This is a genomic window from Stenotrophomonas sp. T8 (assembly GCF_051853085.1).
Taxonomy (GTDB): domain Bacteria; phylum Pseudomonadota; class Gammaproteobacteria; order Xanthomonadales; family Xanthomonadaceae; genus Stenotrophomonas; species Stenotrophomonas sepilia.
Genome location: NZ_CP195329.1, coordinates 2926234 through 2948274 on the forward strand (window position 1 = coordinate 2926234; position 22041 = coordinate 2948274).

Genomic DNA, 22041 nt, shown 5'->3' on the forward strand with positions numbered 1-22041 from the left:
GCGGGTTGCCAGCAGGACGGGCCGCGCCGTCGCGGCCCGTCCGCGCGGTCACGGCTGTACCACCGTGATCGTGGTCGGGTTGCTGCGGCCGACACCGCGCAGCTGCGGCCGGTACATGTCCTCCACCAGCGGCGGCGGCACCGAGTAGGTACCCGGGGTCACCGCGCGCACCAGGTAGAACACGTTGGCCTTGCTGCCACGCGAGAGCTTCAGCGCAGCCACGTAGCGGTCGTCGCGGAACTCCTCGTGCTTGGTATCGGCGGCCTCACCCCGGTCGCTGATGGTGATGCCATCGACCACCACGTCGGCCCACTGCTTGGCATCGCCCAGGTTGAAGTTCTCGATCTCCAGGCCCGCCGGCAGCAGGTCGGTCAGCAGTGCATCGGGCATCGTGGTGTCGGCGGTGACGGTGACGCGCACGATCAGCGCTTCGCCTTCCTTCAGCGGGCGCGGCGACCACGGCTTGCCATCGGTACCGAAGTAACTGCGTTCAATACCCACTACGCTGTTGTCTGGTGCGGGTGCACTGCGCGGGATACCGGCCACGTCGATGCTGGCGAACATCGGCGGTTGCCCCTGCGGGGTGAAGCGCACGCCACTGGCCAGCTCGCTGGCGCTGAAGTTGCGTCCGAACAGCTTGCGCTCGCCGATCGCTTCGGTGGTGCCACCGATCACCAGCTCACCGGCTACCAGCGCCTTCTGGTTGGCGGCGAGCGCCTTGCCGAGGCGGGCAATCGCCACCTGCTCCTGCGTGCTCAGCCACATCCAGCCGGCATTGCGGCGCGCATCCAGGCCACGACCGAGGTCGACCGCGCGCGCGTCCCAGGCCGGCTTGGCCAACTTGTTCTCGTGGGTCAGCGCGATCATCAGCGCGTCATCGCGGATCGCGCTGCCGTAGTCGCCGAAGTACGACGGGCGCTCGCTGCTGGACTTGGCGAAGGCCGCCGCCAGCGCGGCCTGGCCACGCTTGGCATCACCCTGCAGCGACAGCGCCACGCCCAGGTGGACCAGCGACAGGCCACCGACCGCCTTGCTGCGTTCGTTGTCGTACAGCGTGCGCAGGGTACCCAGCGGTGCACGATTGACCCGAGCCAGCACGTAGCCCGAATACGCCTGGTTGGCGAACTTCAGCTTCTCGCGATCCTCCTGGCCATAGAACTGATTGCCGCCGGACAGCAGATCCTCGCTCAGGCGGTTGAGCGCCTTCTGCAGCACGTTGTCAGGCACGGCGAAGCCGGCGTCCTTGGCATCGAGCAGGAACTCGGTGATGTACGGGGTCAGCCACGGGTTCACGTAGCCGTCGTCACCCCACATCGAGAAGTTGCCGTTGGCCACCTGCATCGACGCCAGGCGACCGAACGCACCTTCCATGCGCTCGCGGCGGGTCTTGGCATCCAGGCCATCGGCGCCGAGCATCGACGAGGTGGCCTGGTCCAGGATCAGCGCGGCATAACCCTTGCTGGTGGTCTGCTCGGCGCAGCCATATGGATAGTTCAGCGCGCCCTGCAGTGCACTGGCGAACGGAATCGGCGGCAGCGGGCTGACCAGCAGGCGGGCATTGACCGACTCGGACATCAGGCCCTCGGTCAGGCTGTTGTCGAGGCTGACCGCCGCCAGTGGATCGAGCGTACGCACCTGAGAACGCAGCACCTGCGGCCACGCCGCACGCACCGGCAGGTCGTAGCGGCGATCGGCCTTGAAGCCGTTGCCGTCCACCCGCACCCGCACCTTGGCCACGCTGTGGCCCTCGCGAGCCGACAACGGGAAGCTCAGCGTGGTCTTGGCATCGGCATTCAACTGCACGCTGCGGCTGCCCTCACCCAGGTTCAGCGGGCCTTCGCTCTCCACCTTCACGTTGAACTGCCCCGGCTTGCCGGTGAAGTTCTGCACGTCCAGAGTCACCGTGCTGCGGTCGCCCGGGGCCAGCACGCGCGGCATGCTGGCTTCGGCCAGGATCGGGGCGCGCACAATGGTTTCCACGTCACGCTTGCCGTACTGGTCATCGCTGTAGACCAGCGCCGACACGCGCAGGGTGCCGTTGAAGTCCGGCACCTTCAGGCGGATGCGGGCATTGCCCTTGGCATCGAGCTGCACCGGGCCGGAGAACAGGTCCACGGTCTGCACGCGCGCGGTCGGGCGCTTGGCCTGCGGCAATGCCTGCAGCGCCATGTCGCCGCCGAACTTCAGCTTGCCGCTGCCGCCATCGAAGCTCTCGATCACCCGGCTGTAGATGTCGTAGGCATCGATACCGAGGCGACGCTGGGCGAAGAAGTGTGCACCGGCGTCGGGCACCGGGAAACGGGTGATGTTGAGGATGCCCACGTCCACCGCCGAAACGGTGACGTGCGCGGTCTTGCCGGCCAGCTGCGGCGCACTGACGGTTACCGGCAGGTCCTGCTCGGGCCGCATCTGCTTGGGCGCGACCAGGCCGACGGCCACGGTGCGGCCCTTGCGGTCCATCGGCACATGCACCACGCCCACGGCACGGGCCGGGGTGATCTTGCTCGGCGCACTGCCGCCACGGAACACCAGCGCAGTGATATAGACGTCGTGGCGTTCCCAGTCGGCGGTGACCGGAATCTTGAAGGTCGAACCCGGCTTGGCGTCGATGTCCTGCACGTACAGCATGCGGTCGGTCTCGACCATCAGGATGCCCTTGCCGGCGTGCGGCGGGGTCACCGTCACTTCCAGGGTGTCACCGGCCTTGTAGCCGGTCTTGTCCAGGCCCAGCTTGACCTTGTCCGGGCGTGCATCCAGGCCACGGTTGTCATCGCCCCAGCTCCAGCCGGCACGGAACGGGTAGCGGCTGGTCAGGCCGGTGGACGGATCGAACACGTCCACCCGGTACTCGCCCCACTCCACCGGGAAATCAAAGGCGACCGCGCTGTTGCCGGCATCGACGGTGCGGGTTTCCTTGTTCTCGAAACGGCGGGTGAAATCGTAATCCCAGCGGTTGTCGTTGAAGGTCCAGTGATAGTCGCGCAGCTCGCGCACCAGGGTGATCTTCAGGCCCTTGGCCGGCTGGGGCGTACCAGCGGCATCCACGCGCATCAGCTCGAAGCGCGCGTTGCCGTTGGAATCGGCGCCATCGTCCGGGTTGAACAGCGGCCGCACGCCGACCAGCGCATTGGCGGGCCACATCACCCGCTTCAGGGTGCGGGTGACTGTGCGGCCGCCGGTTTCATACAGGCTGCCGGACAGCACCACGGCGATCGGCGCCTTGGCCTTGGCCGCCTCTTCCGGCAACGCCACATCCTCGCGCAGCTGGCCATTGGCCGGCAGCGTGGTGTCGATCACGTCCTTGGCCTCGCGCGGCAGCTGCAGGGTCGGGTCACCGAAGAAATAGCCCGGCAGGCCGTCCACCGGCTTCTGTTCGGCGGCCACCGCCATGCGTGCGGTGAAGCGGTTGCCATCGGCCGGTGCGCCATACAGGTAGGCGCCATTGGCCTGCAGGCGCAGGTCCTCACCCGGCTTCAGCGTCTTCTGCGCGCTGTCCAGGTCCAGCTTCATGCGTTCGGGCAGGAACTCCTCGATGCGCAGGGTCATGCCCTGGATCGCTTCCTTGCTGGCCGGGTCGGTGCGGAACTCGACCTGCCAGCGGCCGGTCGGCGCCTCGGCGGGGATCACCTGCTCGAAATTGATGTAGCCCTGGTCGCCCGGCTGCAGGCGGGTCTCGCGGAAGGTCTTGCCGTCGGGCTGCTTCAGGCGCAGGAACACCGGTTGTGCCTTGACCGGCTTGCCGTCGTTGTCGCGCAGCAGCGCGGACAGGCGCACGGTCTCGCCCGGGCGGTACAGGTCGCGGCCGGACCAGGCGTAGACGTCGAACCACGCGTTGTCGCGGCCGGCCACAGCGAACTCGCTCAGGTCCAGCGCCGGCTGGTTGAACGGCAGGAAGCTGGTGTCCTTGCCACTGCTGGCGACCAGCACGTGGGTGGCATCCAGGGTGTAGTTCAGCAGCGCATTGCCGTTGCCGTCGGTGCTGCCCTTCAGCACCACCTCACCCTTGGCGTCGAGCACGCGCAGGTCGATGCCCTTCAGCGGCGCGCCGTCCTTGAGGCCGGCGGTATGGACGAACAGCTTGTCCTTGTAGGCGCGGGTATGCAGGCCGATGTCGCTGACCGAGAAGAACGCGGTGTCGAACTCGCCTTCGTAGTCACCGGTGCGCTTGAGCAGGGCGAAGTACAGGCCCGGCTCCTGCAGTTCCTTGATGTCCTGGGTCGGCAGGTAGGTCAGCACCCGCTCGTTCTTCTTGCCCCCCAGGATGAAACGGTTGACGTACACCGGCTCGGCCAGCTTGTTGATCGGGCTGCGCTCGTAGTCGCTGCTCAGCTCCCAGCTGCCACGGCGGCCGCCGCGCTGGTACTGGCTGAAGAAGGTCGGAAGATCCTTCTCGCGCACGCGCAGGAATTCGACGTCGACTTCCGGCACGTTCACCGAGACCACCGGCAGGCCACGGCTGTCCTTGGCAGGCAGCACGCTGCCCTGCGAGGCGAAGCCAACCACCGGCTTCAGCTCGCCGCTGAACACCTTCTGCTTCAGTTCCTTGCCCAGGCGGCTGCCATCGGCGGCCAGCAGGTCCGGCGAGACCACCAGGCTGAACTCCTTGCCGGCCTCGACGAACGGGTAGCGCAGGGTCAGGCCGTCATCGGACAGCGTCCAGCTGCTGTCCTCGGTGCCGACCTTCTCCTCGAAGCGCACCAGCGTGTCGAAATCCTGGGTGCCGACCAGCGGGCGCGAGAACTCCAGCGCCAGCGACAGGCCGTCATTCTTCTGGTCCGGGTAGGCGCGCAGCAGGGTGAATTCCTTCACCTGCTCGGCCTTGGTGGTGATCGCCTCGCCACTGGCCTTGGGCAGCTGCCCGCTGTCGTTGCGGCAGCCGGCCAGGCCCAGCAACAGGCCTCCTGCCAGTACCACCGCCGCCCATCCCCACCGCTTCCGCCGTGCCGGACCGCTCATGTCGTCACTCCTTGATCGAGGTGGCCATTATAGGCAGGCCGCGTCAAGGCGTTGGCGCCCCGGCGGTCGGAAACCCGGTTCCGCCCGGGACCCGGTAGCCGCCAACCTTGGTTGGCGCCCCCCCACTTGCCAACCAAGGTTGGCCTCTACCAGAGCGGCCCTACCCCGGCAGGTACAGGTCCACATAGTCGGTCACCGGCATTGCCGCCAGCGCCACCGGGTCCAGCGAGGCCGCCAGGATGCGCTGCTGCTGGACGGTCGGGAAGCGGTGGGCCAGGTGCCGGCGGAACTTGTCCATCAGCAGCGGAATGCCTTCCCCCCGGCGCCGGGCATGGCCGAGCGGGTACTCCACCAGTACCTCGGGTAGCTCAGTACCGTCGCTGAAGCGCACGCCCAGGCCATTGGCGATGCTGCGCTTGTCCGGATCCAGGTAGTCGGCGCTGAGTTGCGGATCCTCATGGCAGGCCATCTTCGCCCGCAGGGCATCGATGCGCGGATCAGCTGCAACGTCGTCCTCGTAGTCCTCGGCCACCAGCCGCCCGTGCAGCAGCGCGATGGCGACCATGTACTGCACGCAATGGTCGCGGTCGGCCGGGTTATGCAGCGGGCCCTGCTTGTCGATGATGCGGATGCAGGCTTCCTGGGTCCGGATCGCGATATGCGCGATGTCCTCGACCCGCCGCCCCATCGCGCGCAACTGCTGGTGCAGCGTGATGGCCGCCTCCACCGCGGTCTGGCCATGGAACTCGGCCGGGTAGCTGATCTTGAACAGCACGTTCTCCATCACGTAGCTGCCCAGCGGTCGCCCCAGCGTCAGTGCCTTGCCATGCATCGACACCGCTTCAAAGCCCCAGGTCGGCGCGCTGAGCACGCTGGGGTAGCCCATCTCGCCACTGGCCGCCATCAGCGCCAGGCGCACGCCACGGCTGGTCGCGTCGCCGGCGGCCCAGCTCTTGCGCGAGCCGGTGTTGGGTGCGTGCCGGTAGGTGCGCAGGGACTGGCCATCGACCCAGGCCAGCGACAACGCATTGAGCATGCGCTCGCGATCCAGGCCGAGCAGCTGCGCAACCACGGCGGTGGTGGCCACTTTGACCAGCAACACGTGGTCCAGCCCGACCCGGTTGAAGGAATTCTCCAGCGCCAGCACGCCCTGGATCTCGTGCGCCTTGATCATCGCCAGCAGCACGTCGCGCACGGTCGGCGGTGGGCGTCGCAGAGCCTGCGCGTTGCGCCCCAGCCAATCGCAGACGGCAAGGATGCCACCCAGGTTGTCCTAAGGGTGCCCCCATTCGGCCGCCAGCCAGGTATCGTTGAAATCCAGCCAGCGCACCATCGCGCCGATGTTGAAGGCGGCCTGCACCGGGTCCAGGACGTAATGCGTACCCGGAACGCGGGCGCCGTTGACCACGCTGATGCCCGGCACCAGGGGACCAAGCAGCTTGCTGCAGGCCGGGAAGGACAGCGCTTCCAGGCCGCAGCCCAGCGTGTCGAGCAGGCAGTGGTGCGCGGTCTGGAACGCCAGCGGTGAGTCGATGCGCGCGTCGCGCACGTAGTCGACGATGCCCACCAGCAGCGCATCCCACGCTGCACGCTCGTTGGATGGGGTGTGGCTGTCGGACATCGTCGATCTCCTCGCCGGAAAGCAGGTCAGGCCGCGTGTCCCGGTAGTCGCCAACCTTGGTTGGCGCTTGCATGCCAACCAAGGTTGGCATCTACCAGAGCACTATTCGGCCGGCACCCGCACCTTGCCTTCCATCAGCACACGGGCGCTGCGGCTCATGATGGCCTTGGTAACCGTCCACTGTCCGTCAACGAGACCGGCCTGCGCACCCACGCGCAACGTGCCGGAGGGATGGCCGAAGGTCACCGCTTCGCGTTCGCCGCCTCCAGCAGCGCGATTGACCAGCGTGCCCGGAATCGCTGCCGCGGTGCCGATCGCCACGGCAGCGGTACCCATCATCGCGTGGTGCAGCTTTCCCATCGACAACGCACGCGCATGCAGGTCGATCGCCGAGGCCGGAATGGCCTTGCCACTGGACGACACGTAGTCCTGCGCCGGTGCCACGAAGGCCACCTTCGGCGTGTGCTGGCGGGTCGCCGCATCTTCCAGGTTCTTGATCAGCCCCATGCGCAAGGCGCCGTAGGCGCGGATATTCTCGAAGCGCTCCAGCGCCCCCTTGTCCTCGTTGATCGCAGGCTGCAGTTCGGTGCCGGTGTAGCCCAGGTCGGCCGCATTGAGGAAGATGGTCGGAATGCCGGCGGTGATCATGGTCACCTCGAAACTGCCCACGCCCGGCACGTCCAGGGTGTCGACCAGGTTGCCGGTCGGGAACATCGCGCCCGCATCGCCGTCATCGGACGGATCGATGAATTCCAGTTGGATCTCGGCCGCCGGGAAGGTCACGCCGTCCAGCTCGAAATCGCCGATCTCCTGCACTTCGCCATCGCGCATCGGCACATGGGCGATGATGGTCTTGCCGATGTTGGCCTGCCAGATGCGCACGGTGCACAGGCCATCGCGCGGCACGCGGGCCGGATCGATCAATCCATTGGCGATCGCAAACGGACCCACCGCGGTGCTGAGGTTGCCGCAGTTGCCGCTCCAGTCGACGAAGGCGGTGTCGATCGAGACCTGGCCGTACAGGTAGTCCACATCGTGGTCCGGCACCGAGGCGGCGGAGATGATCACGCACTTGCTGGTGCTGGACGTTGCACCGCCCATGCCGTCGGTCTGCTTGCCATACGGATCGGGCGAGCCGATCACGCGCATCAAAAGCGCGTCGCGTGCGGCGCCCGGCACTTGCGCGGCGTCGGGCAGGTCCTGCAGGCGGAAGAACACGCCCTTGCTGGTGCCACCGCGCATGTAGGTGGCGGGAATACGGAGTTGCGGGAGGAAGGTCATGGTCGAATCCACGCGTTTGAATTTCAGGAAATGTCTTGCATCAGTGCGTCAAGACCACGATCAACGCACCACACGCGCATGATGTCCACGCGGTCCGGTAGATCGAGGTAATAGACGAGGTAGCGTTCGAAGCCCGGAACCAGCATGAACCGCAACGGCACCGGTAGCTGTGCTGCGAGGTCGGCGTGCCGGGTGGAACCCGAGCCTGGAAATACCGCGATGCGTTGAAGCGTGGCCTCCAACTCGGCGAGAAAGCGCCGACCCAGTATCAGCCCACCCTGCCGTGCGAACCACAGTGCGGCATCGGCTGCGTCGGCTTCGGCCCTAGGTCGCCATTCAATCGCCCTCACGCTCCATCCTTTCGGTCAGTTCACGACGCATGCGCTCGAATGTGTCGGCCGTCACCGGGACGCCAGGCCCAGAAGCCAGACCCTCGGCAATCAGCTGCTTGAGCAGTTCTTCGGCCTTGCTGCGCTGGCGCTGGCGGATCAGGTCACGCACGTAGTCCGACGTACTGGAATAGCCGCCTTCACGCACTTCCTCGTCCACGAACTGCTTGAGCGGGTCGGTCAGCGAAATGTTCATGGTGGCCATGAGACTCTCCATTGGCAGTTTTTGCCAAGTCAGTGTGCGCCCTGCCCAGGTGTCGGACAAGCCCGCCCCCGGCCTCCGGGGGCAGGCATTCAGGCCGGTATCACGCCACCTTGGCGCCTTCCAGGAAGTCCTGGGCGAAGCGCTGCAACACGCCACCGGCTTCGTAGATCGCCACTTCCTCGTCGCTGTCCAGGCGGCAGGTGACCGGCACGATCACGTCCTGGCCGTCGCGGCGGTGGATGACCAGGGTCAGCTCGGCGCGCGGGGTGCGCTCGCCGACCACATCGAAGGTTTCGGTGCCATCAATGCCCAGGGTCAGGCGGGTGGTGCCCGGCTTGAACTCCAGCGGCAGCACGCCCATGCCGATCAGGTTGGTACGGTGAATCCGTTCGAAGCCCTCGGCCACGATCGCCTCCACACCAGCCAGGCGCACGCCCTTGGCGGCCCAGTCACGCGAGCTGCCCTGGCCGTAGTCGGCACCGGCAATGATGATCAGTGGCTGCTTGCGCTCCATGTAAGTCTCGATGGCTTCCCACATGCGCATCACCTTTCCTTCCGGCTCCACGCGCGCCAGCGAACCCTGCTTCACGCTGCCGTCGTCGTTGCGCACCATCTCGTTGAACAGCTTCGGGTTGGCGAAGGTGGCGCGCTGCGCGGTCAGGTGGTCGCCGCGGTGGGTCGCGTAGGAATTGAAGTCCTCTTCGGGCAGGCCCATTTTCGCCAGGTATTCACCGGCGGCACTGGAGGCCAGGATCGCGTTGGACGGCGACAGGTGGTCGGTGGTGATGTTGTCCGGCAGCACCGCCAGCGCGCGCATGCCCGACAGCGTGCGCTCACCGGCCAGTGCGCCCTCCCAGTACGGCGGACGGCGGATGTAGGTGCTCTGCGGGCGCCAGTCGTACAGGGGGCTGACCGCGGCGCCGTGCTCCACGCGCACATTGAACATCGGGTTGTAGACGCGGCGGAACTGCTCCGGCTTCACCGATGCCTTGACCACGGCGTCGATCTCGGCGTCGCTCGGCCAGATGTCCTTCAGGCGCACCTCGTTGCCGTCGGCGTCCACGCCCAGCACGTCCTTCTCGATGTCAAAGCGCACGGTGCCGGCGATGGCATAGGCGATCACCAGCGGCGGCGACGCCAGGAACGCCTGCTTCGCATACGGGTGGATGCGGCCATCGAAGTTGCGGTTGCCCGACAGCACGGCCGTGGCGTACAGGTCCCGGTCGATGATCTCCTGCTGGATGGCCGGATCGAGCGCGCCGCTCATGCCGTTGCAGGTGGTGCAGGCGAAGGCGACGATGCCGAAGCCCAGCTTTTCCAGGTCGGGCAGCAGTCCGGCCTCTTCCAGGTACAGCTGCACCGCCTTCGAGCCGGGCGCCAGCGAGGACTTCACCCACGGCTTGCGCAGCAGGCCGCGCTCGTTGGCCTTGCGTGCCAGCAGGCCGGCAGCGATCACGTTGCGCGGGTTGGAGGTGTTGGTGCAGCTGGTGATGGCGGCGATGATCACCGCGCCATCCGGCATCAGGCCCTGCGCCTGCTCGGCCTTGCCCGCTGCCAGCTTGGCCTCGTCGGCGATGCCGCGCTCGGCCAGCTCGGAAGTGGCCACGCGCTTGTGCGGGTTGGACGGGCCGGCCATGTTGCGCACCACGCTGGACAGGTCGAAGCGCAGCACGCGCTCGTACTGCGCGGTGGCCAGGTCGTCAGCCCACAGGCCAGTGGTGCGGGCGTAGTTCTCCACCAGCGCCACCTGCGATTCCTCGCGGCCGGTCAGGCGCAGGTAATCGATGGTCTGCCCGTCGATGTAGAACATCGCGGCGGTCGCGCCGTATTCGGGGCACATGTTGGAGATGGTGGCGCGGTCACCGATGGTCAGTGCCGCCGCCCCCTCGCCGAAGAATTCAAGGTACGCGCCGACCACGCGCTCCTTGCGCAGGAATTCGGTCAGCGCCAGCACCACGTCGGTGGCGGTGATGCCCGGCTGCGGCCTGCCGGTCAGCTCGACGCCGATGATGTCCGGCAGCCGCATCCACGAGGCACGACCGAGCATCACGTTCTCGGCTTCCAGGCCGCCCACACCGATCGCGATCACGCCCAGCGCATCCACGTGCGGGGTGTGGCTGTCGGTGCCCACGCAGGTATCCGGGAAGGCCACGCCGTCCTGCACGTAGACCACCGGCGACATCTTCTCCAGGTTGATCTGGTGCATGATGCCGTTGCCCGGCGGAATCACGTCCACGTTCTGGAACGCCTGCTTGGTCCAGTCGATGAAGTGGAAACGGTCTTCGTTGCGGCGATCCTCGATCGCGCGGTTTTTCTCGAACGCCTGCGGGTCGAAACCACCGCACTCCACCGCCAGCGAGTGGTCGACGATCAGCTGCACCGGCACCACCGGATTGACCTTGGCCGGGTCACCGCCCTTGTCGGCGATCGCATCGCGCAGGCCGGCCAGGTCAACCAGTGCGGTCTGGCCGAGGATGTCGTGGCAGACCACACGCGCGGGGAACCATGGGAAATCGAGGTCGCGGCGGCGCTCGATCAGCTGCTTCAGCGAGTCGCCAAGCGTGGCCGGATCGCAGCGGCGCACCAGGTTCTCGGCCAGCACGCGCGAGGTGTACGGCAGAGTGGCGTAGGCGCCGGGCTGGATTGCATCGACGGCGGCGCGCGCGTCGAAATAGTCCAGCGCGCTGCCGGGGAGGTTCTTGCGGTAATCGGTATTCATGGGCTGGCGGAATGCTTGGGGCGGGCCGGGTGCCGGCGGTGCGGCGGCGAAAGCATCCGGCCGGCACGCGGCCGGCCGGATGGGGACAGCAGGTGGATCAGACGCGCTTGTCGATGGCGACGAAGTCGCGGTCTTCCGGACCGATGTAGTTGGCGCTCGGGCGGATGATCTTGCCGTCGATGCGCTGCTCGATGATGTGCGCGCTCCAGCCGGCGGTACGCGCGATCACGAACAGCGGGGTGAACATCGCGGTCGGCACGCCCATCATGTGGTAGCTGACGGCGCTGAACCAGTCCAGGTTCGGGAACATCTTCTTGATGTCCCACATCACCGATTCCAGGCGCTCGGCGATGTCGTACATCTTCATGCTCGACTGTTCTTCGGACAGCTCGCGGGCCACGTCCTTGATCACCTTGTTGCGCGGATCGGACACGGTGTAGACCGGATGGCCGAAGCCGATCACCACTTCCTTGCGCTCGACGCGGGCCTTGATGTCTTCCTCGGCCTCATCCGGATTGTCGTAGCGCTTCTGCACTTCGAACGCCACTTCATTGGCGCCGCCGTGCTTCGGGCCACGCAGTGCGCCGATGCCACCGCAGATCGCGCTGTACATGTCGCTGCCGGTACCGGCGATGACACGACAGGTGAAGGTCGAGGCGTTGAACTCGTGCTCGGCGTACAGGATCAGCGAGGTGTGCATCGCCTTCACCCACGAGTCCTGCGGCTTCTCGCCGTGCAGCAGGTGCAGGAAGTGGCCACCGATCGAGTCATCGTCGGTTTCCACGTCGATGGCACGGCCGTTGTGGCTCCAGTGGTACCAGTACAGCAGCATCGAGCCGAGGCAGGCCATCAGCTTGTCGGCAATGTCGCGCGCGCCCGGATGGTTGTGGTCATCCTTCTCCGGCGCCACGCAGCCGAGCACGGACACACCGGTGCGCATCACGTCCATCGGGTGTGCCGACGGCGGCAGTTCTTCCAGCGCGGCCTTCACCGCGGCCGGGATGCCACGCAGCGACTTCAGCTTGGCCTTGTACGAAACCAGCTCGGCGCGGGTCGGCAGCTTGCCGTGCACCAGCAGGTAGGCGATTTCCTCGAACTCGCTGGTGTTGGCCAGGTCCAGGATGTCGTAGCCACGGTAATGCAGGTCGTTGCCACTGCGGCCCACGCTGCACAGCGCGGTGTTGCCGGCGGCGGTGCCGGACAGGGCGACGGACTTCTTCGGCTTGAAGGTCGGGGTTGCGGTCGTATCGTTCATGTTTCCCTCCGAAACTTGATGGTGCAGGGTACTGCTTATTTCTTGGCGGCGAACAGCGCATCGAGCTGCTGCTCGAAGGCGTGGTAGCCGATGCGGTCGTAGAGTTCTTCGCGGGTCTGCATGGTTTCCACCACGTTGCGCTGGTGGCCATCGCGGCGCACCGCCTGGTAGACGTTCTCGGCCGCCTTGTTGGCCGCGCGGAACGCCGACAGCGGGAACAGCTGGATCGCAACTCCGGCCGAAGCCAGTTCATCGCGGCTGAACAGCGGGGTGGCACCGAATTCGGTGATGTTGGCCAGCACCGGCACCTTCACCGCGTCGACGAAGCGGCGGTAGGTATCCAGATCGTAGGCGGCCTCGGCGAAGATGCCGTCGGCACCGGCCTCGACACAGGCGATGGCGCGCTCGATGGCCTTGTCCACGCCGTCCACCTGGATGGCGTCGGTACGCGCGATCAGGAAGAAGTCCGGATCGGTCCTGGCATCGGCGGCCGCCTTCACCCGGTCCACCATTTCACCCTGCGAGACGATTTCCTTGCCCGGACGGTGACCGCAGCGCTTGGCGCCGACCTGGTCTTCGATGTGGCAGGCGGCCGCGCCGGCCTTGATCAGCGACTTCACGGTGCGCGCGATGTTGAACGCGCTCGGACCGAAGCCGGTGTCGATGTCAACCATCAGCGGCAGGTCGCAGACATCGGTGATGCGGCGCACGTCCACCAGCACGTCTTCCAGGGTGTTGATGCCCAGATCCGGCAGGCCCAGCGAGCCCGCGGCAACACCGCCGCCGGACAGATAGATGGCGCGGAAGCCGGCGCGCTTGGCCAGCAGGGCGTGGTTGGCGTTGATGGCGCCGATCACCTGCAGCGGCGATTCGGCAGCCAGCGCCTCACGGAAGCGGGCACCGGCGGAGAAAGGGGCGGAAGCGGTCATGCGGCAATCCAGGTTGGAGAACGGATAGGTAGCCGCAAGCACCATGCCAAGCTGCAAGCCGTTGATTTCACGAGGATGACCGCCACGCGATAGTGAAACATATGAAACATTGAAACGGATGTATCATGAAACATTCGGTCGACCTCCCGCCGCCATGTACCTGCCCCGCTCCCTCCTGCGCCACGCCGACGCCGACCCCGGTCGCCCGGTGATCTGGACCGTCAGCGTTTCGCGCCTGACCGGCCTGCTCGGCGACGTCATTCCCGAGTTCGACCGCCGTGCGCGCATCGAGCAGATCAACCTCGGCTTCGAGGAAGCGGTGGACGTGATCGGCCAACGGCTACGCCGCGAGCACTGCGACGTGGTGATCGCCGGCGGCTCCAACGCGGCCTGGCTGCGCGGCCGGCTGGAATTGCCACTGGTGCCGATCCAGGCCAACGGCTTCGACCTGATGGAAGCGCTGGCCCGTGCCCGCCGCATCGCCAGCCGCATTGGCCTGGTCACCCACGCCAGCGACGTGCCCGTGTTCAGCAACTTCCAGCAGAGTTTCGGCCTGGATATCGAGCATCGCCGCTTCGTCACCCGTGAGGACGCGCGCGACTGTATCGCCGACCTGCGCGCCAATGGCATCGAGGTGATCGTCGGCACCGGCATGGCCATTGACCATGCCGAGCAGGCCGGCCTGCCCGGCGTGCTGCTCTATTCGGCTGACTCGGTGCGGCAGGCGTTCGAGCATGCGCTGGAGCTGACCCGGGCCCTGGCCCGCTCCGGCGGCAACCACGCCGCCCCGCGCCGGCGCCCGGCAGCGCGTGCCGATGCGCATGAACTGCTCGGCGACAGCCAAGCGATGGCCCAGGTGCGCGCACAGATCGCGCTCTATGCACCGCATGACAGCACCGTACTGGTGACCGGCGAAACCGGCACCGGCAAGGAGCTGGTGGCGCGGCAGCTGCACGCAGCCAGTGGCCGCCGTGGCCGCTTCGTCGCGCTGAACTGCGGCGCCATCAGCGAATCACTGCTGGAGGCGGAACTGTTTGGCTACAGCGATGGTGCCTTCACTGGTGCACGGCGCGGTGGTCGCGTCGGCCTGGTCGAGGCCGCCGATGGCGGTACGTTGTTCCTGGATGAAATCGGCGAACTGCCGCTGCCGTTGCAGACCCGCCTGCTGCGCGTGCTGGAAGAACGCGAGGTGCTGCGTGTCGGCGCTACCGAACCGACCGCAGTCGACCTGCGCGTGGTGGCCGCCACCCTGCAGTCGCTGGAGCAGCGCGCGGCGACCGGCAGCTTCCGTCGCGACCTGTATTACCGGCTGGCCGCACTACGCATCGCCCTGCCCCCGCTGCGTGCGCGGCGCAGTGACATCCCGCTGCTGGCACAGCACTTCTTCCGCAAGCTGCGTGGCATCGACGCGCCATTGGATGCGGAGGCACTGGCGGTACTGAGCGCGGCCGAGTGGCCGGGAAACGTGCGCGAACTGCGCAATCTGGTGGATCGACTACGCATCCACTGGCAGCCTGGGGAAGGATTGATCGATGCAGCGCGTCTGCTGCAGCTCGCGCCCGAACTGGTGAAAGAAAGCGCCACCATGTTGCCGCTGGAAAGCAACGGCAAGCGTCCGCCGCGCGCGCAGTTGGAAACGCTGTTGCAGGATCACCGCAATGACCGTGAGGGCATGGCACAGGCGTTAGGGGTATCCCGCACCACGCTGTGGCGCTGGCTGCGCGCGGAGGGGCTGTAGAGCCTGGCCCATGCTCGGCTGCGCGTGCGGAAACATCAGCCGAGCATGGGCTCGGCTCTACAACGGCTGCCCACCCGTCAGCAGCAGCTCGACTTCCTCCACCTGCACCACCGGCACCCGCCACGGATGATGCGGCACGATGCCCTGCTCGAAGATGCGCTGCAACCGCTGCGGATCCCGAGGCAGGCAGAACTCCAGGCGCACGCTGTCAACCACTTCCGTGCGCCCCTCCTCCCCCTGGACGGGCGATGCACCCACCCGCGGGCGGAACTGCTCGAACCCCGGCGCCGACCACCACATGCCGTGCTCGTAGTCACCCGCCGCCAGGGCATCCACCGCAAGGATGCCCTGCTTCACTGCGTCCAGTGCTGCCGACGGCACGAACACCACCACGCGGTACAGCGGCAGGCGTTGCATCAGTCAGCCTTACGGGTACAGCAGTCGCTTGCTCCAGCGCCCTTCAGCACCGGCTTCATAGCACCAGCGCTCGTGCAGGCGGAACTGCGCGCCGTACCAGAACTCGATGCGGTCAGGCACCACGCGCAGGCCGCTCCAGCCGTCCGGGCGCGGAACGTCCTGGCCCTCGAAGCGGGCTTCGACCTCGGCCACGCGCGCGTCGAACTCCTCGCGCGTGGCCAGCGTCTTCGACTGCTGCGAGGCCCAGGCACCGATCTGGCTCATGCGCGGGCGGCTGGCGAAATAGGCATCGGCCTCGGCATCGGCCACCTGCTCGACACGACCTTCGATGCGCACCTGGATGCCGGCCTCGCGCAGGCTGCGCCACAGGAACAGCAGTGCAGCCTGCGGATTGGCCTGCAGCTCCCGGCCCTTGTGGCTGTCCAGGTGGGTGTAGAACACGAAGCCACGCTCATCGAACGCCTTCAGCAGCACGGTGCGCGCCGAGGGACGGCCGTGCGTATCGGCGGTCGCCACGGTCATGGCGTTCGGCTCGACCTCGCGGCTCTGCCTGGCCTCTTCGAACAGGCTGGCAAACGTGGACAGGGCTTCGGCGTACAGGTCGCTCATGATTGCGTTCTTCTCACACGGATTGGGCTATTGTGGCTGCATGGCCGCTGCTGCGTATATGCCCCAGGTGAAAGGATTCCCCGAAACATTGGCCGAACAGGTGCTGGACGACGCACTGGGCAGTGGCGCAGCGGTTCCAGTATTGGCGATCAGCGGCCTGCAGGGGAGCGGCAAATCGACGCTGGCCGCGCAGGTCGTGGCCCGCGCCCAGGCACGCGGCCTGAACGCGGCCACGCTGTCGATCGATGATGTCTACCTGACCCGCGCACAGCGCCAACGGCTTGCCCGCCAGGTGCATCCACTGCTGATCACCCGGGGTCCGCCGGGCACCCATGACCTGCCGCTGGCCCACGCAGTGCTGGATGCGGTGGCCGCACGCCAGCCCTTCGCGATGCCGCGTTTCGACAAGCTGGCCGACGAACGGCTGCCAGAAGCGCAATGGCCGCGCCTGCAACATCCGCTGGACCTGCTGGTGTTCGAAGGCTGGTTCCTGGGCACGCCCGCGCAGGATGACATCGCGCTGGACAGCCCGTTGAACGCGCTGGAGCGCGAGGCCGACGCCGATGGCCGCTGGCGGCGCTGGTGCAACCAGGCGCTGGCCCACGACTACACGGCGCTGTGGCAGCGCTGCGACCGGCTATGGTTCCTTCAGCCGCCGGATTTCTCGGTGGTACCGCGCTGGCGCTGGCAGCAGGAACAGAACCTGCAGGCCGCGCAGCCGGGCCGGCACGGCATGAGCCGGCCACAGCTGGAGCGCTTCGTGCAGTACTACGAGCGGGTCAGTCGGCAGGCACTGCACACCCTGCCCGCCATCGCCGACCACGTGGTGGTACTGGATGGCCAGCGCCAGGTGCAGGACGTGCGCTGAGCGCGCCTATTCCACCAGGAAGGTCACCCGCAGGTTGACCCGCCACTCGGTGATCTCGCCGCTGCCATTGGTGACCACCTTGGTCTCGTTCACCCAGGCGCCCTGGATGCCCTTGACCGTCTCGGAGACCTTCTTCAGCCCGCTGCGCACGGCGTCCTCCACGCTTTTCGGAGAGGAGGCGGTGATTTCGATGACCTTGGCGACCGTCATGGCCTGTACTCCGGCTGGCGCGGGAGACCCCGCAGGAACACCTACCCTGACGTGAAGGACGTAAAGGCCAGGGCACGGAGGTGTTAGCATCACAGGGCATGAATCCTGCTCCGAACCTGATCCTGATCGGCCCGATGGGCGCCGGCAAAACCTGCATCGGCCGCCGCCTGGCCGAGCGCTTCACGCTGGACTTCGTGGACGTCGACCAGGCCATCGTCGATGCCGCCGGCGCCAGCATCCCGACCATTTTCGAGCACACCGGCGAAGCCGGCTTCCGCAGCCATGAGCGGCAGGCCCTGGCCCGCGTGCTGGAAGGCCGCGGCCAATTGGTCTCCACCGGCGGCGGCGCGGTGCTGGACCCCGGCAACCGCGCATTGATTGCCCGGCGCGGCTTCGTGGTCTACCTGCGGGTCGGCGTGGCCGCGCAGCTGGAGCGCCTGGCCCGCGACAAGGGCAGGCCGCTGCTGCAGCGCCCGGACCGCGAGCAGGTACTGCATGATCTGGCCGCACAGCGCGACCCGCTGTACCGAGAACTGGCCGACCTCACCCTCGATACCGACCCGTATACCGCTGCCGACGCGACTGCCCAACTGGTAGTCAAGCTGGCCACGCAATGGCAGCGCCAGGACATGACCGCATGACTTCCCCCGCCCTGCTGCAGGTCGCCGTTGGCGGCGATCGCCCGTACTCCATTACCGTCGGCGCCGGTGCCCTGGCCGATGGCGCTGCACTGGTTTCACACGTGCGCGGCCGCCATGTGCTGCTGCTCAGCGACAGCGAAGTCGCCCCGCGCTATCTGGCGCCGGTGAAGCAGACGCTGCTCGCCGCACGCCCCGACCTGATCGTCGGCGAGCACGTGCTGGCCGCCGGCGAAGCGTCCAAGACCCTGGCCGAATTCGGCCGTGCCATCGAAGCGCTGGCCGCGCTCGGCGCCACCCGCGACGCCTGCGTGTTCGCCCTCGGCGGCGGCGTGGTCGGTGATCTCGCCGGTTTTGCCGCCGCCTGCTGGATGCGCGGCGTGGACTGCGTGCAGCTGCCGACCACCCTGTTGGCGATGGTCGATTCGTCGGTGGGCGGCAAGACCGCGGTCGACATCCCTGCCGGCAAGAACCTGGTCGGCGCGTTCCATCCACCGCGTGCGGTGATCGCTGATACCCGCGTGCTGGCTACCCTGCCGCCGCGCGAACTGCGCGCGGGCCTGGCCGAAGTGGTGAAGTACGGCGCGCTGGGCGATGCGGTGTTCTTCGAATGGCTGCAGCAGCATGCCGATGCGCTGCTGGCCGGCGAGGATGCCACGCTGGCCGAAGCCATCGCGCGCAGCTGCCGGCACAAGGCCGCCATCGTCGAGCGCGATCCGTTCGAGAAGGGCGAGCGTGCCCTGCTCAATCTCGGCCACACCTTCGGCCATGCCATCGAGACCGAGCAGGGCTACTCGGCTCCGGGCCGCGATGCGCTGAACCATGGCGAAGCCGTGGCGGTCGGTATGGTGCTGGCGGCAAAGCTGTCCACCGACCTGGGCCTGGCCGACGACGCCGACCGCGCTCGCCTGCAGGCACTGTTGGAACGCCTCGGCCTGCCGGTGGCGATCCCGGCCGGGCTGGACCCGCAGGCCCTGCTCGGCCGCATGCGCCTGGACAAGAAGAATGTGGCCGGCCGCCTGCGCGTGGTGCTGTGGCGCGGCATGGGCCGCGCCGAAGTGGTGCCGGACGTGGATGAGGCGGCGGTGCTGAAGGTGCTGTCAGCCAGGTAGAGCCGGCCGCTGGCCGACTTGTCCACGCATGAAGTTGCCGGCCAGCGGCCGGCACTGCCACGTTGCGGCAGGGGTCACCCCTGCCCCGCTACAATCGGCGCCATGCACGTCTACCTGCAACATCCCGACGCCGGTGCGCAGGCACCGCGTTTCCTGCGCCTGAGCCTGCAGCCGGACCTGTTCGGCGGTTGGGAGCTGCTGCGCGAGAGCGGCCGCGTCGGCAGCCGCTCGCAGCTGCGGCGCGAGCTGTTCCTGCAGGCCGACGACGCCCGCCACGCCTTCGAGAAGGCCCGCGATGCCGAACTGCATCGCGGCTTCCAGATCCTTTCGCACGGCGACTGACGCCGCTGCTCCTCCCGTCCAAGGAATGCCCATCGTGACCAGCCCTCTCCGCAACGATCGCCTGCTGCGCGCCCTGCGCCGCGAACCGGTGGACTGCACCCCCGTCTGGCTGATGCGCCAGGCCGGCCGCTACCTGCCGGAATACCGCGCGACCCGGGCCAAAGCCGGTAGCTTCCTGGCCATGGCCAAGACCCCGGAGATCGCCTGCGAAGTCACCCTGCAGCCGCTGCGCCGCTTCCCGCTGGACGCAGCCATCCTGTTCTCGGACATCCTCACCATTCCCGATGCGATGGGCCTGGAGCTGTACTTCGTCGAAGGCGAAGGCCCGAAGTTCCGCCACCCGGTACGTGATGAAGCGGCCATCGCCAAGCTGGCGGTGCCGGACATGGAGCAGGACCTGGGCTACGTGATGGATGCGGTACGCCTGATCCGCCGCGAGCTGGACGGCCAGGTGCCGCTGATCGGCTTCTCCGGCAGCCCCTGGACGCTGGCCTGCTACATGGTGGAAGGCGGCGGCAGCAAGGATTTCGCACGCATCAAGGCGATGGCGCTGAACCATCCGCAGGCGCTCCACCGCCTGCTGGAGGTCACCACCGAAGCGGTGATCGCCTACCTCGGTGCGCAACGCGCGGCCGGTGCGCAGGCGCTGCAGGTGTTCGACACCTGGGGTGGCGTGCTGTCCCCGGCGATGTACCGCGAGTTCTCGCTGCGTTACCTGCAGCGGATTGCACAGGGCCTGGATCGCGGCGAAGGCAGCGAGCGCACGCCGCTGATCCTGTTCGGCAAGGGTACCGGCCTGCACCTGGAAGCACTGTCGCAGACAGGCGCCGATGCACTTGGCCTGGACTGGACGCTGGACCTGGACGAAGCAATGCGCCGCACCGGTGGTCGCGTCGCCCTGCAGGGCAACCTCGACCCGACCACGCTGTACGCCTCGCCGGATGCGATCGCCACGGCCGCAGCGCGCGTGCTCGACACCTATGCCGCCGGCAACGGCGGCTCGCGCGAAGGCCATGTGTTCAACCTCGGCCACGGCATGTCGCCGGACATGGACCCGGCGCACGTGCAGGTCCTGGTCGACGCGGTGCACGCGCACAGCCAACGCTGAGCATTCCGCATGCCATCACGGCGCGATGTTGATCGCGCCGTGACCCGCAGTGCGCGATCATGGCGGCCCCCACGCCGCACCGGCCACACCCCATGCCCACATCGCCATCGACCTACAACCGCCAGCGTCCCCTGCTGTGGCTGGTGTCTCTGGCGATCTTCATGCAGATGCTGGACTCGACCATCGTCAACACGGCGTTGCCGGCGATGGCAGCCAGCCTGGGCGAGAGCCCGCTGCAGATGCAGTCGGTGGTGTTCAGCTATGCGCTGGCGGTCGCCACCTTCATTCCCGCCTCGGGCTGGATCGCCGACCGCTATGGAACCCGGCGCACCTTCCTGGTGGCGATCATTCTGTTCACCCTCGGCTCGCTGGCCTGCGCGTTGGCCCAGCACCTGCACCAGCTGGTTGGCGCGCGCGTGCTGCAGGGCATCGGCGGTGCGATGCTGCTGCCGGTCGGCCGGCTGGCGGTGATGCGCTCGGTGCCGCGCGAGGATTTCCTGCGCGCGATGAGCTTCATCGCCATCCCCGCGCTGGTCGGCCCGCTGATCGGCCCGACGCTGGGCGGCTGGCTGGTCGAGATCGCCTCATGGCACTGGGTGTTCCTGATCAACCTGCCGATCGGCGTGATCGGTTTCATCGCCGCGATGAAGATCATGCCCGACCACTACGCCAGCCATCGCACCCGTTTCGACCTGCGCGGCTACATCATGCTGGCCTTTGCGATGGTGGTGCTGTCGCTGGCATTGGACGGCATCTCCGGACTCGGCACCCCGCACGCGCTGGTGATGCTGATGACGGTCGCGGGCCTGGCTGCGCTGGTGGGCTACTGGCTGCATGCAGCCAATTCCACCGCGCCCTTGTTCTCGCTGGCCCTGTTCCGCGTACCCAGCTACCGCATCGGAATCCTCGGCAACCTGTTCTCGCGCATCGGCAGCAGCGCCATGCCGATGCTGATCCCGCTGCTGCTGCAGGTCGGCCTCGGTCTGGGCCCGATGAACGCCGGCCTGATGATGGTACCGGTGGCGGCCGCCGGCATGGTCTCAAAGAAACTGGCAGTGAAGCTGGTCGAACGTTACGGCTACCGCCGCGTGCTGATGACCAACACCGTGCTGGTGGGGCTGGCAATGGCCAGCTTCATCCTGATGACACCCGGCCAGCACCTGGCCTGGCGCCTGGTGCAGCTTGCATTCTTCGGCGCGGTCAATTCGCTGCAGTTCACCGTGATGAACACCGTGACGCTGCGCGACCTTGACCGCGAATTCGCCAGTTCCGGCAACAGCCTGCTGTCGATGGTGATGATGCTGGCCGCCGGTTTCGGCGCCGCGGCGGCCGGCAGCCTGCTGGCCGCGTTCGGCAATCACCTGGACAGCAACAGCGCGACCGCCGCGCTGCATGCCACATTCCTGTGCGTGGGCGCCATCACCCTGACCTCGACGATGATCTTCTGGCAGCTGCCTGACACCAAGCCCGAACCGCGGCAGGTCGAGCACGTCGCGGAGTGAGGGTGGTTCGGCAGGGCCTGCGGCCCTGCACCCGCGGTAGTGCCGGCTGCTGGCCGGCAACAGCAACAGCCAAAGCGGCATTCCGTGGGTTGGCGGGGCGGTGTCGCAGTGCGGGGACGCCGCAAGTACGTCCCTGTAGGCT

The 22041-nt window shown here is 67.3% G+C and carries 17 protein-coding genes and 1 pseudogene; 7 read left to right on the forward strand and 11 right to left on the reverse strand.

Translation table 11 applies throughout. The features are described from left to right. Nucleotides 1-48: 48 nt before the first annotated feature. The 8 genes and pseudogenes from ACSDHM_RS13730 to prpB form a co-directional block, all read right to left on the reverse strand. Nucleotides 49-4956 carry an alpha-2-macroglobulin family protein gene (locus tag ACSDHM_RS13730; RefSeq protein ID WP_439426330.1) on the reverse strand — a complete coding sequence of 1636 codons (4908 nt, stop codon included), beginning with the start codon at nt 4954-4956 and terminating at the stop codon, nt 49-51. Nucleotides 4957-5116: 160 nt separating this feature from the next. Further along, a pseudogene (locus ACSDHM_RS13735) lies at nt 5117-6577 on the reverse strand (bifunctional 2-methylcitrate dehydratase/aconitate hydratase). Nucleotides 6578-6679: 102 nt separating this feature from the next. Next, a complete protein-coding gene (gene prpF, locus ACSDHM_RS13740) occupies nt 6680-7858 on the reverse strand; it encodes a 2-methylaconitate cis-trans isomerase PrpF (RefSeq protein WP_439426331.1) in 1179 nt (392 codons plus the stop codon). Nucleotides 7859-7881: 23 nt separating this feature from the next. After that, on the reverse strand, nt 7882-8208 hold the full coding sequence (locus ACSDHM_RS13745) for a type II toxin-antitoxin system RelE/ParE family toxin (RefSeq protein ID WP_072168582.1): 327 nt from the start codon (nt 8206-8208) through the stop codon (nt 7882-7884). Continuing rightward, entirely contained in the window at nt 8195-8452 is a 258-nt protein-coding gene (locus tag ACSDHM_RS13750) for a type II toxin-antitoxin system ParD family antitoxin (RefSeq protein ID WP_019338677.1), read from the reverse strand. Before ACSDHM_RS13750 ends, ACSDHM_RS13745 begins: the two co-directional genes overlap by 14 nt. 100 nt (nt 8453-8552) lie before the next feature. Continuing rightward, nucleotides 8553-11171: a Fe/S-dependent 2-methylisocitrate dehydratase AcnD gene (acnD, locus tag ACSDHM_RS13755; RefSeq protein ID WP_088496814.1), complete on the reverse strand. Its 2619-nt coding sequence runs from the start codon at nt 11169-11171 to the stop codon at nt 8553-8555. 97 nt (nt 11172-11268) lie between these two features. Then, nucleotides 11269-12426, reverse strand: coding sequence for a bifunctional 2-methylcitrate synthase/citrate synthase (gene prpC / locus ACSDHM_RS13760; RefSeq protein ID WP_005418357.1), 1158 nt, complete (start codon nt 12424-12426; stop codon nt 11269-11271). A 35-nt stretch (nt 12427-12461) separates the two neighbouring features. Then, nucleotides 12462-13355: a methylisocitrate lyase gene (gene prpB, locus ACSDHM_RS13765; protein WP_088496824.1), complete on the reverse strand. Its 894-nt coding sequence runs from the start codon at nt 13353-13355 to the stop codon at nt 12462-12464. A 154-nt stretch (nt 13356-13509) separates the two neighbouring features. Here prpB and prpR point away from each other — a divergent pair, with 154 nt between their 5' ends. Further along, nucleotides 13510-15093 (forward strand): propionate catabolism operon regulatory protein PrpR, encoded by a 1584-nt coding sequence (prpR, locus tag ACSDHM_RS13770; RefSeq protein ID WP_227837283.1) that lies wholly within the window; start codon nt 13510-13512, stop codon nt 15091-15093. Between the two features lie 57 nt (nt 15094-15150). Here prpR and ACSDHM_RS13775 read toward each other — a convergent pair whose 3' ends face one another. Both ACSDHM_RS13775 and pdxH read right to left on the reverse strand, forming a co-directional pair. After that, on the reverse strand, nt 15151-15510 hold the full coding sequence (locus ACSDHM_RS13775; protein ID WP_072168578.1) for a hypothetical protein: 360 nt from the start codon (nt 15508-15510) through the stop codon (nt 15151-15153). A 9-nt stretch (nt 15511-15519) separates the two neighbouring features. Further along, entirely contained in the window at nt 15520-16119 is a 600-nt protein-coding gene (gene pdxH / locus ACSDHM_RS13780; protein WP_065178210.1) for a pyridoxamine 5'-phosphate oxidase, read from the reverse strand. Nucleotides 16120-16159: 40 nt separating this feature from the next. On the opposite strand from pdxH, the gene ACSDHM_RS13785 reads away from it, so the two are divergent. Continuing rightward, nucleotides 16160-16987 (forward strand): kinase, encoded by an 828-nt coding sequence (locus tag ACSDHM_RS13785; RefSeq protein WP_151355325.1) that lies wholly within the window; start codon nt 16160-16162, stop codon nt 16985-16987. A 6-nt stretch (nt 16988-16993) separates the two neighbouring features. On the opposite strand, the gene ACSDHM_RS13790 is transcribed toward ACSDHM_RS13785, so the two are convergent. Next, nucleotides 16994-17197, reverse strand: a complete 204-nt coding sequence (locus tag ACSDHM_RS13790; RefSeq protein WP_005410663.1) for a dodecin family protein — start codon at nt 17195-17197, stop codon at nt 16994-16996. Nucleotides 17198-17295: 98 nt separating this feature from the next. On the opposite strand from ACSDHM_RS13790, the gene ACSDHM_RS13795 reads away from it, so the two are divergent. From ACSDHM_RS13795 to mdtD, 5 genes are all read left to right on the forward strand, one after another. Further along, nucleotides 17296-17838 (forward strand): shikimate kinase, encoded by a 543-nt coding sequence (locus ACSDHM_RS13795; RefSeq protein WP_061478864.1) that lies wholly within the window; start codon nt 17296-17298, stop codon nt 17836-17838. After that, nucleotides 17835-18947: a 3-dehydroquinate synthase gene (gene aroB, locus ACSDHM_RS13800; RefSeq protein ID WP_272040565.1), complete on the forward strand. Its 1113-nt coding sequence runs from the start codon at nt 17835-17837 to the stop codon at nt 18945-18947. The genes ACSDHM_RS13795 and aroB overlap by 4 nt, the downstream gene beginning before the upstream one ends. 102 nt (nt 18948-19049) lie before the next feature. Next, the gene (locus tag ACSDHM_RS13805; RefSeq protein WP_053498927.1) at nt 19050-19289 is read left to right on the forward strand and encodes a WGR domain-containing protein; all 240 of its coding nucleotides are present in this window, start codon (nt 19050-19052) and stop codon (nt 19287-19289) included. Nucleotides 19290-19314: 25 nt separating this feature from the next. Next, nucleotides 19315-20397 (forward strand): uroporphyrinogen decarboxylase, encoded by a 1083-nt coding sequence (hemE, locus tag ACSDHM_RS13810; protein ID WP_032954409.1) that lies wholly within the window; start codon nt 19315-19317, stop codon nt 20395-20397. Between the two features lie 92 nt (nt 20398-20489). Continuing rightward, nucleotides 20490-21899, forward strand: a complete 1410-nt coding sequence (gene mdtD, locus ACSDHM_RS13815; protein ID WP_134970372.1) for a multidrug transporter subunit MdtD — start codon at nt 20490-20492, stop codon at nt 21897-21899. Nucleotides 21900-22041: the final 142 nt, after the last annotated feature.